This window comes from Nonomuraea sp. NPDC051191, assembly GCF_044455665.1.
Classification (GTDB): domain Bacteria; phylum Actinomycetota; class Actinomycetes; order Streptosporangiales; family Streptosporangiaceae; genus Nonomuraea.
Map to the genome: position 1 here is coordinate 345,093 of NZ_JBITEZ010000006.1, position 12,965 is coordinate 358,057.

Annotated in this window: 16 protein-coding genes; 7 read left to right on the top strand and 9 right to left on the bottom strand. The window is 72.3% G+C overall.

All coding sequences use genetic code 11. The features are described 5' to 3' along the window. Positions 1-25: 25 nt before the first annotated feature. Positions 26-1,123, bottom strand: a complete 1,098-nt coding sequence (locus ACIA8R_RS19545; RefSeq protein WP_397039581.1) for a HesA/MoeB/ThiF family protein — start codon at positions 1,121-1,123, stop codon at positions 26-28. Between the two features lie 306 nt (positions 1,124-1,429). Here ACIA8R_RS19545 and ACIA8R_RS19550 point away from each other — a divergent pair, with 306 nt between their 5' ends. Both ACIA8R_RS19550 and ACIA8R_RS19555 read left to right on the top strand, forming a co-directional pair. Continuing rightward, complete coding sequence (locus ACIA8R_RS19550) at positions 1,430-2,443, top strand: helix-turn-helix domain-containing protein (protein ID WP_397039582.1); 1,014 nt, start codon at positions 1,430-1,432, stop codon at positions 2,441-2,443. Positions 2,444-2,512: 69 nt separating this feature from the next. Then, on the top strand, positions 2,513-3,076 hold the full coding sequence (locus tag ACIA8R_RS19555) for an AAA family ATPase (RefSeq protein WP_397039584.1): 564 nt from the start codon (positions 2,513-2,515) through the stop codon (positions 3,074-3,076). A gap of 643 nt (positions 3,077-3,719) precedes the next feature. On the opposite strand, the gene ACIA8R_RS19560 is transcribed toward ACIA8R_RS19555, so the two are convergent. Together ACIA8R_RS19560 and ACIA8R_RS19565 are read right to left on the bottom strand one after the other, a co-directional pair. Continuing rightward, positions 3,720-4,310 (bottom strand): GNAT family N-acetyltransferase, encoded by a 591-nt coding sequence (locus tag ACIA8R_RS19560; protein WP_397039586.1) that lies wholly within the window; start codon positions 4,308-4,310, stop codon positions 3,720-3,722. Next, entirely contained in the window at positions 4,307-4,483 is a 177-nt protein-coding gene (locus ACIA8R_RS19565) for a hypothetical protein (RefSeq protein WP_397039587.1), read from the bottom strand. Before ACIA8R_RS19565 ends, ACIA8R_RS19560 begins: the two co-directional genes overlap by 4 nt. A 59-nt stretch (positions 4,484-4,542) precedes the next feature. Between ACIA8R_RS19565 and ACIA8R_RS19570 the strand changes: the two genes are divergently transcribed. Continuing rightward, positions 4,543-4,935, top strand: coding sequence for a helix-turn-helix transcriptional regulator (locus tag ACIA8R_RS19570; protein ID WP_397039589.1), 393 nt, complete (start codon positions 4,543-4,545; stop codon positions 4,933-4,935). 323 nt (positions 4,936-5,258) lie between these two features. Here ACIA8R_RS19570 and ACIA8R_RS19575 read toward each other — a convergent pair whose 3' ends face one another. The 5 genes from ACIA8R_RS19575 to ACIA8R_RS19595 all read right to left on the bottom strand — a co-directional run bounded on the left by ACIA8R_RS19575 (position 5,259) and on the right by ACIA8R_RS19595 (position 8,552). Beyond that, on the bottom strand, positions 5,259-6,446 hold the full coding sequence (locus tag ACIA8R_RS19575; protein ID WP_397039590.1) for an NAD(P)/FAD-dependent oxidoreductase: 1,188 nt from the start codon (positions 6,444-6,446) through the stop codon (positions 5,259-5,261). After that, the gene (locus tag ACIA8R_RS19580; RefSeq protein WP_364087934.1) at positions 6,443-6,640 is read right to left on the bottom strand and encodes a ferredoxin; all 198 of its coding nucleotides are present in this window, start codon (positions 6,638-6,640) and stop codon (positions 6,443-6,445) included. Before ACIA8R_RS19580 ends, ACIA8R_RS19575 begins: the two co-directional genes overlap by 4 nt. A 21-nt stretch (positions 6,641-6,661) precedes the next feature. Next, on the bottom strand, positions 6,662-7,876 hold the full coding sequence (locus tag ACIA8R_RS19585; RefSeq protein ID WP_397039592.1) for a cytochrome P450: 1,215 nt from the start codon (positions 7,874-7,876) through the stop codon (positions 6,662-6,664). Continuing rightward, a complete protein-coding gene (locus ACIA8R_RS19590) occupies positions 7,869-8,066 on the bottom strand; it encodes a hypothetical protein (protein WP_364087938.1) in 198 nt (65 codons plus the stop codon). Before ACIA8R_RS19590 ends, ACIA8R_RS19585 begins: the two co-directional genes overlap by 8 nt. A 324-nt stretch (positions 8,067-8,390) precedes the next feature. Next, positions 8,391-8,552: a hypothetical protein gene (locus ACIA8R_RS19595; protein ID WP_397039594.1), complete on the bottom strand. Its 162-nt coding sequence runs from the start codon at positions 8,550-8,552 to the stop codon at positions 8,391-8,393. Between ACIA8R_RS19595 and ACIA8R_RS19600 the strand changes: the two genes are divergently transcribed. The 4 genes from ACIA8R_RS19600 to ACIA8R_RS19615 all read left to right on the top strand — a co-directional run bounded on the left by ACIA8R_RS19600 (position 8,527) and on the right by ACIA8R_RS19615 (position 11,779). Further along, positions 8,527-8,934: a hypothetical protein gene (locus tag ACIA8R_RS19600; RefSeq protein WP_397039826.1), complete on the top strand. Its 408-nt coding sequence runs from the start codon at positions 8,527-8,529 to the stop codon at positions 8,932-8,934. The genes ACIA8R_RS19595 and ACIA8R_RS19600 overlap by 26 nt on opposite strands. A gap of 84 nt (positions 8,935-9,018) precedes the next feature. Further along, positions 9,019-9,909, top strand: coding sequence for an ABC transporter ATP-binding protein (locus tag ACIA8R_RS19605; protein ID WP_397039595.1), 891 nt, complete (start codon positions 9,019-9,021; stop codon positions 9,907-9,909). After that, on the top strand, positions 9,909-10,631 hold the full coding sequence (locus ACIA8R_RS19610; RefSeq protein ID WP_357696753.1) for an ABC transporter permease: 723 nt from the start codon (positions 9,909-9,911) through the stop codon (positions 10,629-10,631). The genes ACIA8R_RS19605 and ACIA8R_RS19610 overlap by 1 nt, the downstream gene beginning before the upstream one ends. Further along, entirely contained in the window at positions 10,628-11,779 is a 1,152-nt protein-coding gene (locus ACIA8R_RS19615) for a sensor histidine kinase (protein ID WP_397039597.1), read from the top strand. The genes ACIA8R_RS19610 and ACIA8R_RS19615 overlap by 4 nt, the downstream gene beginning before the upstream one ends. Positions 11,780-11,847: 68 nt before the next feature. Here the strand turns inward: ACIA8R_RS19615 and ACIA8R_RS19620 are convergent, their stop codons facing one another. Further along, positions 11,848-12,963 (bottom strand): DUF418 domain-containing protein, encoded by a 1,116-nt coding sequence (locus tag ACIA8R_RS19620; protein ID WP_397039598.1) that lies wholly within the window; start codon positions 12,961-12,963, stop codon positions 11,848-11,850. Positions 12,964-12,965: the final 2 nt, after the last annotated feature.

The window sequence follows — 12,965 nt, forward strand, 5'->3', positions numbered from 1 at the left end:
CGCACGATCTCGATCTTCATGGTGGTCAACTCCTTCCGCAGGTCACACAGTCGGGATTGCGGGACCACTCGGCCTGACTCATGGCGCAGGCGCCGGCGAAGTCGATGGTGAGTGGCCGACCGGCGTACGCCGGTGGCTCGAAACCGGTCAGGTAGCGCAGCACCTCGAAGGCGTGGAGCGCGCCGAGCAGGCCGGCGACGGGCCCGATGCCCCTGTTGGGCTGCGGCCTGCTGTAGAACAGGCGGGCCGCGGCGATCTCGGCGCTCAGCGCGGGCTCGTCGGGATCGGCGTGGCCGTCGGGCCTGGTCGGATCGGCGGGGACGCAGGCCCTGCAGGCGCTCTCCCCCGGCGCGACCGACCAGACGATCCCCTTGGTGACCGTGATGCCGCCGCGTACGAACGGCACGCCGTGCCCCACGCAGGCCGCGTTGACCCAGAGGTCGACCTCCTTGGGCTGGTCGATCCCCGAGGCGACCACGTCGGGGCGCGTCTCGTCGAGGAGCTCGGCCAGTTGCCCGGCGCTCTCGACGCCCGTGTCGATCGCCTGGACCTTGATGGCCGGATCGAAGGCGCGCACCCACTCCGCCGCCCGCTCGACCTTCCTGGCGCCGAGGTCCTCCCAGCGGTAGAGGTACTGCCTGGCGAAGTTGCGCACGTCGACGGTGTCCCTGTCGACCAGCGTCATCCTGCCGACGCCCAGCCCGCTGAGATGCGGGATCGTGTTGGAGTTGAGGCCGCCGGTGCCGAGGACGAGCACGTGCGACTCGCGCAGCCGGCGTTGCAGGTCCTCGCGGCTGCGCGACAACGTGCCGAACGACTCGAAGAAGGCCAGGTTGCTGAAGTGGCGCTCGGCTTCGGCGGCGTCGAGGACGCCCAGGCGATCGCCGTCCTCCAGCAGTCGCTCGGCGTCGAGGGCCTCGATCGCGCCGAGCACGTCCTGGACGGGGAGCTCCAGCTCGCCGGCAAGCTGGCCGACGGTGCGCCCGCCCTCGCGCAGCAGGGCGAGGAGCTTCTCCACCTGGCCACCGGGGTCGGTCACGATCAACTGGTCACGCAGGTCGTACACGAGGCGGAGCTCCTCGCCCATCCGTTCCCAGGCGACGTTCTTGAGTCGTGGCCGCATACGTCCTCCGATGTGTGGTCCCGGCCGTGACGACCACGGCCGCTGCGTCGAACGTGTGGTGGAGAACCCCGTTCGCGGTCCGACGTGGGCAGCATAGGCACGGCGGATCATGGAAGTCGTTGGCGGAGCGCGCACTGTTCCTTGGCGACGACGGCACGGACACCGGCTCGCACCCCGGTCCGGCCGGCCGACGCGGCCTCGGGATGGCGGATGATGTGGTCGGCGGGGGGCGCCGCGATCGTCGCATCGGCTGGGCTTCTCGTCACATCGAGTACGTCTCGGAAGCTCGAGATCACGGCGTGAGAGGTGAAATTGGGAATCGTCACCCTGCACAGCACGGACCTGCCGCCCGACCAGCGATTCGACTGGTGGTGCGACCTGATCAGCCGCGACGTGGCGCCCATCCGGGTCACCAGCGACCATGCCGCCGACTTCCGGGCTTCGGCGGGCGCGATCGACCTGGACACCGTACAGGTGACGACCATGTCGTTCCCGGCGCTCAGCTCGGTGCGCACGCCCGCGCTGATCCGCCGCTCCGACCCCGAGAGGTACGAGCTCGCCCTGATCGTCGGGAGCACGATGTGGATCTCCCAGGGCGGCAACGACACCCGGATGGGAGCCGGCGACCTGGTGATGTGGGACACCTCCCACCCCTACGAGGGCGGTGCGTTCGACGGGCCGGGGCCGGCGCGGGCGATCATCGTGCATCTGCCCAAATCCGAGCTTCCCCTGCCGTCCAGCAAGGTCGACGCGCTCCTGGCCCACGCGGTGCCCGCGGGCGGCGGCTTCGGCGCGATCCTCGCCGGCTACCTCAGGACGCTGGTGCGCGAGGCGCAGTCCATGTCCTTACCTGACGTGAAGCGCCTCGGCGCCGCCACCCTGGACCTGGCCCTGGCCTTCCTCGCCCATCTGCTGAACGCGCAGGACCGCCTGTCGCCCGAGACCCGGCAGCTTGCCCTGATGGCGCGCATCCGGGCGTTCGTCGAGCACAACCTCGCCGACGCCGACCTGACGCCCCGCGCGATCGCCCAGCGGCACCACATCTCCGTGCGCTACCTGCAACTGCTGTTCCAGCGTCAGGGCACGACGCTGACAGCCTGGATCCGGCGCCGCCGCCTGGAGCACTGCCGTGCCGACCTGGCCGATCCGAGCCTGGCCGCGCAGCCCATCCATGTCATCGCCGCCCGCTGGGGATTCGTCCGCGCCGCCGACCTCAGCAAGTCCTTTCGCGCCAGGTACGGCCTGCCGCCCAAGGACTACCGGCACGAGGCCCTGACCCGCGCCACGTCGGCCGCGGACGACGGCCACACACGCCGATGATGCCGGGGCGTCCCGACGTCCGCCTTCCCGGCTCGGCACCTCAACGTCCGGCTGGCTACCATCGGCTGGATGGGAGATCGTCTCAAGGGCGTCTACGCACCCCTGTACCTGCTCGCGGGGGCGCCTGGCGCGGGCAAGACGACTTTGCTGCCGCACCTCCTCCAGGCGGCGGACGGGTTGGTCGTGATGGACATGGACGAGCTGCTCGAGGACGGCGAGCTGATCGGTGTGCCCATCGCGGTACCCGAGGCGGCGCCGATCTGGCCGGCCTACGACCGGATGTGGCGACGCATCGTGACCATGGTGCGCCGGGCCGGTCATCCCGTGCTGCTGATGTGTCCGATCCCCGACGCCGGCGAGGTGCCCGCGTTCGTGCGATGGGACGGGCCGGTCCATTGGGCTCTGCTGGACTGCCCTGATGACGAGCGGAAACGCCGGCTGCGTGAGCGTGATGCGCCGCAGGAGTGGATCGACGACGCCCTGGCGGACGCGGCACAGGGCCGAGAGCTGATCACGACCGTGTTCCACGCCGTCGGCGCCAACCATGCCGAGCTGACGACACAGGTGCTCGCGTGGGTTGCGTCCCGGAGCATCAGCGTGCCGACCAGCCAGAACGTTGACAGTTCACCATGAATCGGAGACCCGGCGTCTTGACCCAAAAAGATCACCATTGGGGCGCCTGATCGAGCTCGTCGGCGAGGTCGTCGGGTTGGAGAAGGTCAGGTCGCGCTTCCTGGCGGGCCCAGGGTCGAGTGTGGCGCCACCTCACCTCCCCTCTTCGCCCAGGATTCGTTCTTCCCTGCCCGCGGCTTCCGGGGCCCCTCTGGGTGCTCTGTCGCGAAGCTCACCTCGCTGCGGTCGTGAGCAAGAATCAGTGCGTCGAGGGCCAACGACATGGCGTCCTGATCATACGAAGATCGTCTCAGTCGACGATCGGAGAGTGTTTTGATCACGTGGAAGCGCGCTGTCGGTGTCGCGTGCACGACCCTGGCCCTCGCTGCCCCCGCTGTCCTGGCCTCCTCGCCGGCCGGGGCGTCCTCGTCCATGGCTGATTGGCAGATCGCGGGGTACTACCCGTCCAGCTCGGAGGGCTACAACGCGTGCCACAGGGACGGTGTGCGATGGGGACGCGGCTACAAGTGCCCATGGTTCCCGAGCAGTTGGGAGAACGGGCAGCCGCACTACGAACTGTGGATTCTCTACTGAGCGCCTCGGAACAGCACGGCGAGCGCCGCGTCTGTCCGGCCCGCGGATCGGACCGTGGCGCCGCCCGGCCTCAACCGCCGAGTCGCATGACGATGCGCGGCACTCCGGCGGCCGTCGACCCGGTGTCGGCGATCTTGACGAAGCCGGCGGACTCGAACAGGGAGCGGGTACCGACGAACGCCAGCATGGTGTCGATCTTCTTGCCGTCGTTGTCGACCGGGTAGCCCTCGACGGCCGCGGCGCCGTGCTCGCGTGCGAACCGGACCGCGCCGTCGATCAGCGCCCTCGCCACCCCCCGGCCGCGATGGCCGGCACGGACTTTCAGGCACCAGATCGACCAGATCGCGAGGTCGTCGCCGATCTTGGGGATCCTGCTGTTGCAGGCGACGGAATACACCTCGACGCGGGGCGCGACACCGGCCCAGCCGACGACCTCATCGACGTCATAGGCCAGGACACCCGGTGCGACCGGTTGTCGGCACAGGCGTCGCATGTAGCCCGGCCGCTGGTCGGGACCGAGTTCGCGGTTGACCGCGGGATCGATGCGATGGCTCAGGCACCAGCAGGCGGTCGTGCCCGGCCTTCTGGGGGCGAGCATGGTCGAGACGTCGTCGAAGCGGTCCGCCGACGCGGGCTCGATCCTGAACGCCGGAGCGCTCATCGGCCGAGAGGGGTCAGCGGGGGCACCGTGTCGATGAGGTGACAGAGGTGGCGTTCGGTGGCGCTGCCCTCATGGTGCCGGGTGACGTCGGCCCAGGCGCTGTGCGCCGTCTCGGCGAGCAGGGCGCGGGCGTATCGGTCGAGGAACTCGCGCACGACGGTGTTCTCCCTCATGGGATGTCACCTTAGCTACGAACCTGGACAAGCCTGTGTCATGGTTACGATCCTTCGACATGAAGTCGTCCGCAAAGTCCGCTGCCTCGCGCGAGAACCACCTGACGGTGCGCCGTGTCGAGCGCCAGCAACACCTCATCGAACGGCTCCACGCCGCCGCCGATCGCATCACCGTCGGCACCCTCGCCCGCGACTTCGGCGTCTCCGCACGCACCATCGCCCGTGACGTCGAACGCCTCCGGCAGTCCGGCGTCCCCATCGACGTCACCACCGGCCGCGGCGGAGGAGTCGCCCTCGGCCGGCACGGCCGTATCCCCGCCATCGCCTTCGACCTGCGCGAGATCGCCGCCCTGATGGCCAGCCTCACCGCGCTCGGCCCCACCGCGAGCCCGTCCGCGACGTCCGCCATGGACAAGCTCGCCACCGCGCTCACAGGTGGCAGCATGACGTGAGGCACACCGCGCCACGAGGCGCCCCATCGTTGGCCTCCCCGCGTGGCACTCCGCGAACGCGGTGCCCTGGACGCCGAAGAGGCAACCGAAATACGGCGGCGGCCGGCCGGCATCGACAAGGCCGGCCGCCGCGGCCCCTGGACCGACGATCTGCTGCGCCTCATCCACGAACTGCCCGCGACCGCCGCCGCCGAGCTCGCCCAGCGCCTCGGGCATGACACCCAGGCCCTCAAACGGGACGTCCGCGACCACGGCGCCGATCGCGTCCAAGAGGGCGAAGGCCCGTCACGGACGGGCCCGCTGATGCGCGGTCGAGCGCCGGGTCATCCGGTGGTCGCCTGCCGCCACGGGGTCCGTTCGGCGACGTGGCGGCGGAGCTCGCGTGCCTGCCGGGGCAGGTTCCAGGTCATGGCGCCGATGACGTGGCCGTCCCTGCCGTACAGGCCGGCGAACCTGCCGGTGACGGGGTCCCCGGCGACGACCTGGAACCGGGCGTCGCCGCCGGTGACACCGTGGACCTGGATCTTCACGTCGTACTGGTCGGTCCAGAAGTAGGGCACGGGTGCGAAGGGGGCCTGCCCGCCGAGGAGCGTCCTGGCTGCGGCCGTGCCCTGCTCGGTGGCGTTCAGCCGGTGTTCGACGCGCAGGCGGCCGAAGCGGGGGTGCCGCCAGGAGGCGACGTCGCCGGCGGCGACCACGCCGGGCGCGGCCCGGCACCGGTGGTCGCATTTGACGCCGTCTTCCACGTCCAGGCCGCTGCCGGTCAGCCAGCCGGTCGCCGGGGCCGAGCCGACGGCCACGAGCACCAGGTCGGCCGGGACGTGCGCGCCGCCGTCCAGGTCGACACCGTCCACCTGGCCGTCGTGGCCGGTCAGGCCGGTGACCAGGGTGCCGGGGCGCAGGCGGACGCCGTGCCCGGCGTGCAGGCCGGCCAGCAGTCGCGCCACCCGGTCGCCGAGCCGGTCGGTCAACGGCGCGGGGAGCGGATCGACCAGGGTGACGTCCAGGCCGAGCCGCCGGGCGACGGCGGCGACCTCCGTTCCGAGGAAGCCCGCGCCGACGACGACCACCGACCGGGCGGCGAGCAGCCCCTCCCGCAGGGCGAGGGCGTCGCCGAGGGTGCGCAGCACGTGCACGCCGCCGAGTTCGTGTCCTGACGGCAGCCGGCGCGGGACGACGCCGGTGGCGATCACCAGCCCGTCGTAGGGCAGGACGCCGCCGTCGGAGAGGGCGAGTTCGCGCGCGCCGGTGTCGAGGCCGGTGGCGGCGACGCCGAGCCGCCAGTCGGCGCCCAGCGCGGCGCGGGACTCGTGGCGGCCCAGCGTCACGCGATCGGGCGTCCACCTGCCGAGCAGGATCTGCTTGGACAGCGGGGGCCGGTCGTAGGGCTCCCGCCGCTCCGCGCCGACCAGGGTCAGCGAGCCGGTGAATCCGTCGCGGCGCAGGGCCTCGGCGGCGGTCAGGCCCGCCGCCGAGGCGCCCACGACCACGATCCGGGAGGGCCGGCTCACGACCCGCTCAGCGTGATCGCGCGGGCCGGGCAGAGCCGGGCGGCCTCGCCGACGCCCTCACGCAGCCCCGGTTCCGGGCTGTCCCGCAGCAGGACGACGATGCCGTCCTCCTCGCGCTGGTCGAACACGTCGGGACAGACGAGGACACACTGCCCCGAGCCGGTGCAGGCGTCCTGATCCACGGTGACCTTCATGTGCTTGACTCCTTCGTTCGATCACCAGGTGACGGGCAGTTCGCGGACGCCGTAGAAGACGGCCTGCTGTTTGAACTCCAGCTCCTCCAGCGGCACGGCCGCCGCCAGCGTGGGGACGCGCCGGTAGAGCGTGCCGTAGACGACCTGGAGCTCCACGCGGGCCAGCGACTGCCCCAGGCACTGGTGGACGCCGTACCCGAAGGCGACGTGGTGGCGCGCCTTGCGGCGGACGTCGAGGACGCCGGGGTTCGGGAAGGCCGACGGGTCCCGGTTGGCGGTGCTCTTCACGACGACGATGCCCTCGCCCGCCCGGATCACCGTGCCGCCGACCTCCAGGTCCTCGCGGGCGACGCGGCGGGCCTCGGTGTGGGTGATGGACAGATAGCGCAGCAGCTCCTCGACGGCGTCGGCCACCAGCGCCGGGTCGCCGTCACGCACCGCCGCGAGCCGGCCCGGGTGGGCCAGCAGCGCGGCCGTGCCGAGCGCGATCATGTTGGCGGTGGTGTCGTGCCCGGCCACCAGCAGGAGCTGGCCCATCGTGGAGATGTCGTTCAGGGTCATCGCCCCCGTCCTGTACTGCTCCACGGCCAGTCTGCTGAGGATGTCGTCGCCCGGCTTGTCGCTCTTGGCCTGCACCAGCGCCTCCAGGTAGGCGTTCAGCTCCTCGGCGGCGGCCAGGGCCCGCGCGGGGTCGCCCTCGTCCATGACGAGTTCGCCGGCCACGCGCTGGAAGAAGGCCCGGTCCGCATAGGGCACGCCGAGCAGTTCGCAGATCACCAGCGAAGGGACCGGCAGCGCGACCGCCTCCACCAGGTCGGCCGGGTTGGGGCCGGCGAGCAGGTCGTCGATGAGGTCGTCGACGATCCGCTGGATCCTGGGCCGCAGCGCCTCCATCTTCCTGATCGTGAAGTCGGCGGTCAGCAGGCGCCGATGGGCGGTGTGCTCGGGGGCGTCCATCTGCATCAGCGTCTTCATCCGCGCGTCGCGTGCCTTGCTCACCGCGTTGGTGTGCGGGAAGCCGGGCTGCGACACGTCGACGCTGACGCGCGGATCGGCCAGCACCGCGCGGACGTCGTCGTAGCGGGTGACCAGCCAGGGGGTGGTGCCGTCCCAGAGGCGGACGCGTGAGACGGGCAATTCCTCGCTGCGGCGGGTCAGCTCGGGCGCCGGGTCGAACGGACAGGCCGCCGCACGGGGCATCGGGAAGGTCACCGGATCCGGCAGGGCATCAGTCATGATCTCTCCTCATCTCGGTCGTGGTCCGCGCAGGGCCGATGACGGCCGCCTTCGTGAGCGGGACGGGCACGACGGCCGCCACGCTCACGGCCCCGGCGGCGGCCGTCATCGGCAACGCGTGGGCCAGGTTCGGCCCCTGAACGCCGCAGGACCCGAACGGCACCGGGTTCCCGGCCCTTCCAGCGCTCATACGTCAAGGCTGTCGTTGAACCAGCCCCGGAGACTTCCGCCGGGGAGCGCTGGAAGGGCGGGCGGGAAAGCCTCAACCGCCGGTGGAACCCCGGCAGACGGTTTCGCCGCCGCCACCGCCCTCGCAGTCGCCATGGGCGTCCCAGCGGAAACCGTCTCGCGCGCCTATCCGGCGGGGAGGCGCGTTTCCGAGGCCCTGTGGCACAAGGAGGACAAGTACGTCCTGACACGGATGGACGGCACCCCACTCCCCGAGTGGGTGGTGCGCGACCCGTACACCTGCATCACCGACGCCTACGCCCGCGGGTGGCTCCGCCCCGGATCGTCAGTCCGCCGGGCGGCGTGGCGGGGAGGCGGCGAGGATCGAGGCCAGCAGCCCGGGGAAGCGGCGTTCCCAGCCAGATCTTCGCCCCGCCGCCCCCGACGGCTCCACGCTGGCGGTCCTGCTGCTGGTCTTCGGCCTGGCCGGCACGGCGGGCAACCTCACCGCCGGCCGTCTGGCCGACCGGTACGGGCCCCGGCGCGTGGTCGTGACCGTGATCCTCTCCCTGGCCGTCGCGCTCGTCCTCACCCCGCTGGGCCGCGACGCGCTCGCTGCGGCCGTGGCGGCCGTCGTGGTGATCGGCTTCCTGTCGTTCTCCGTCACCGCGCCGCAGCAGCATCTGGTGATCACCATGGCGGGGCCGGGCGCCGGAACCGTCACCGCGCTCCACCAGTCGGCGCTCTACCTCGCCGTGTCGCTCTCGGGCGCCGCCGGGGCGCTCGGCCTCGAATGGCAGGGCCCGGCCCGCCTGCCGTGGCTGGCCGCACCGCTGGCGGCGGCCGCCGCGGCGCTCACGGCCGTCGCGACGCGCAGGCTTCCCAGGTGACCCCGGACGACTGACATCCGTCATACGGGCCCGGCTGACGTACGGCACTACCTCCGTCACCACCCCGGCGACCAGGCTGGCCGCATGGGAGACGCACTGGAGATGGAGGCCGTGAGCAAGCACTACGGCCGGATCGCCGCGCTCGGCGGCGTGGATCTGCACGTGGGTGAGGGAGAGACGGTGGCGGTGCTCGGCCCCAACGGCGCGGGCAAGAGCACGCTGCTGTCCATCGCGCTCGGGCTGCTGGCCCCCGGCACGGGCTCGGCCCGGGTGCTCGGCCGCACACCGCTGGAGGCGCTGCGCACAGGACGGGTCGGAGTGCTGCCGCAGGAGTCGGGGCTGCTGGAGGACGTGCGGGTGGCGGAGCTGGTGAGGGCGGTGGCGGGGATGTACCCGCGGGCGATGGCGCCTGAGCGGGCGATGCGGGCGGCGGGCGTCGAGGAGTTCGCCGGGCAGCGCGTCGGCCGGTTGTCGGGCGGGCAGCGGCAGCGCGTCAGGTTCGCGTTGTGCGTGGTCGGCGATCCCGAGCTGCTGGTGCTGGACGAGCCGACGGTCGGCCTGGACGTGGAGAGCCGCCGCGCCCTGTGGCAGGAGGTACGGTCCAGGACCGCCGCGGGCCGTACCGCCGTGTTCGCCACGCACTACCTGACCGAGGCCGACGACCACGCCGACCGGATCGTGCTGCTCGCGCAGGGCAAGGTCGTCGCCGACGGCCCGGTCGCCGCGGTCAAGTCGCTGGTCGGCGGCCTGGAGGTGCGCTGCGCCTTGGACGGCGCGGACCCGGCCCTGCTCGGAGCGCTGCCCGGCGTGCTGCACACCGTGATCGAGGGCCACGCCGTCACCCTGCGCACGAACGACTCCGACGCCACACTGCGGGCCCTGTTCGCCACGTACGAGCAGGTCCGCCACGTACGGGTGGAGAGCACGGACCTGGAGAGCGCGTTCCTGAGCCTGACCGGAGGAGGACGGGACTGATGGGTGCCTACGTGCGGCTGGAGCTGCGGCGCGGCTTCCGCAGTCCGGTGAACCTGGTCATGCTGACGGCGTTCCCGGTGGCGCTGTACCTGCTGTGGACCAAGGTGCTGAACCTGGCCCCGCAAGGGAGGCAGGGGGACCTCGCCGCGTACACGATGGTGTCGATGGCCACGTACGGCGCGATGGCGGGCGCGCTGTTCATCGGGAACACCATCGCGCTGGAGCGCGGCAAGGGCTGGCTGCGGCAGCTCGCGGTGACGCCGCTGCCCGCGCACGGCTACGTGACGGCCAAGCTGCTGAGCGGGGCAGCCGGGGCGCTGCCGGGCATCGTGGCCGTGCTGGCGGCCGGGGCGTTGCTGTCGGACGTGCGCCTGTCCGTCGGCACCTGGCCCGCGCTGGTGGCGCTGATCTGGGTGGGCGTGCTGCCGTTCGCGGCGCTGGGCATCGCCTTCGGGTACACGTTGCGGGGGCCGGCCGCGACCTTGGCCATGACCGCCGTCTACTTCGGGCTGTCGGTGCTGGGCGGGCTGTGGCTGCCGGTCGAGATGATGCCGGAAGGGATGCGGGTGCTGGCCGAGTACAGCCCGGCCTACCAGGCGGGGTCACTGGGGTGGCGGGCGCTGGACGGCCTGCCGCCGACCTGGTCGGGGCTGGGCGTGCTGACGGCGTGGACGCTGGGCTTCGGCGCCCTGGGGCTGTGGTGCTACCGTCGATCGTCGTGACGGTCCCTGTGAGGTCGCCGGCACGGGAGCCCGCCGTCCGGCGGGGCCGCACGCTGGCCCGTGCTACCTGCTTCGTCTGGTTGCTGCTGGTGGTCTGGCCGTTGCGGGTGTTCCTGGCCGCCGGTCCTGAGCCCGTGGCCGTGGTGGGGGCGCTGGCGCTGGTGGCCGGGTTCGCCGCCTGCTGGCTGGCGATCATGTGGCGGGTGCTGGGCGGGCGGGCACTGAGGCGGCGGCCGTGGGCGTTGGCGGGCATGACCGGGTCGGCGCTGGCACTGCTGCCGTTGTTCGGAGCGCCGTGGGCGTACACGTCGTTCGTGTTCGTGATCAGCGCGTTCGCGGCCTCGCTGGGCGATCGGGCGTTCGCGGCGGCGGCGGCCGCGACCGCCGTCGTGGAGGTGCTGGTCCTGGTGGCCGCCGAGGTGCCGTTCGGGCAGCTGTGGTGGGTGCCGCTCGTCATCGCGGTGCAGGCGGCGACCTGCTACGGCATGAAGCACATGGGGTTGCTGCTGGTCCGGCTCCAGGCGGCGTACGCCGAGGTGGAGCGGTTGGCCGTGGAGAACGAGCGGCTGCGCTTCGCCAGGGACCTGCACGACACGCTCGGCCACACGCTCACCTCGATCACCATCAGGAGCCAGCTCGCCGCCCGGCTGGCGACCACCGACGCCGCGCGGGCGGCGCGGGAGATGAGTGAGGTGGAAGGGGCCGCGCGGCAGGCGCTCGACGAGGTGCGGCTCGCCATCGCGGGCTATCGCACGCCGTCGTTGTCAGCGGAGCTGGAGACCGCCACCCGGAATCTCGAGGTGGCCGGGGTGGAGGTGCGGGTCTCGCCGGCCGACGGGCCCATCCCGGCCGCCGCCGAGGTGCTGCTGGCCTGGGCGGTACGCGAGGCCGTCACGAACGTCCTGCGCCACAGCCGGGCCCGGCGGTGCTGGATCGAGCTGGGGGTGAGTGAGACGGCGGCCAGCCTGGAGGTCCGCGACGACGGCCGCCCGACCGGCCCCATGGACGACGGGGACGCCCGCGCTCCGGGGAACGGGCTCGCCGGGCTGGCCGAGCGGGTCGGGAACGCCGGCGGCCGGCTGGAAGTGGGGACGCTGCCGGGCGGCGGCTACCGGCTCCGCGCGCGGGTTCCGCTGGAGGTGCCGTGATCCGGGTGCTGATCGACGCTCCAGGCGGGGCCGGGCGCGGCCGGCAGGTCCAAGGAACAGCTCTTGTGCTAGGCCGTTGTGTTGCGGTAGCCGTAGGTCAGGCGCCGTAGGAGGACCTCCATCGGGCCTCGGTGGCCTGTGCGGTCCAGCCAGGTCGCGAGGACGATCGAGACGGCGCCGACCGCGAGGGCGGTTCCGAAGGCGGCGGCGAAGCCCAGGTCGTCGGACAGGCCCAGCGTGAACGGGTAGAACAGGGCGAGGAACACCGCTGACTGGAACAGGTAGAAGGTCAGCGAGCGCCGGCCGAGGGCGGCGAGTGCGGCGGTGAGGGGGCCGAGACGGGGGCGTGTCGCGATGAGCCCCATGAGGGCGGCCAGGCCGATGCCGCCGGCATAGCCGGTGAGGGTGTGCGCGAGGACGGCTGCCCACGGCGCGGGGGGCGTCCACACGCCGGACAGCAGCAGGGCTCCCGGGAGCCGGCCGGCGAGTGCGACGCCGAGGCAGATCACGGTGACGCGGCGCAGCAGGGGCCGGTGCCGCTCGGGGTCGTCCAGGAGGCGGCGGCGAGCCGCCCAGATGCCCAGCATCATGCCCGGCACGATGTCGATCGTGCCCAGGACCGTCTTCACCGGCCACATCTGGAGGCCGGACAGCAGATGGGAGCCGAGGTCGGCCGGCATGATCCCTGCCCCGGCGACGTCCACGGCGCCGGCCAAGGCCAGCAGGACCGGTCCGGAGGTCACGAGCACCGCCGGGAGGAGGGCCAGGGCGGCCGTCCGGCACAACACCGAGTCCCGGGCCCGTACGAGCGGGACGAGCATCAGCAACGTCAGCCCGTACACCGCGATGATGTCCAGCGGCACGAGCACTCCGTGCACGAAGCCGATGACGATCAGCCATCGGCTCCGGCGTCGCAGGAGCTTCTTGAGCGAGTCCCAGTCCCCGCCCTTCACCTGATGCCGGTACGCGAACTGGCCCAGCGCGTAGCCGAACATCACCACGAACATCGGCCGGGCCTGGTTGTGGGCGAGCAGATGATCGAGGAACGCGGCCACGCCGTCGAGCACCCCGAAGGACGTGCCCGTGACGAACACCGGCGCGTGCGCCACCGCGATCGCCAGCAACATCACGCCCCGGGCCAGGTCCGGCGCCAGGGATCGGCCGGTCACCGTCGTGACGGTCACGG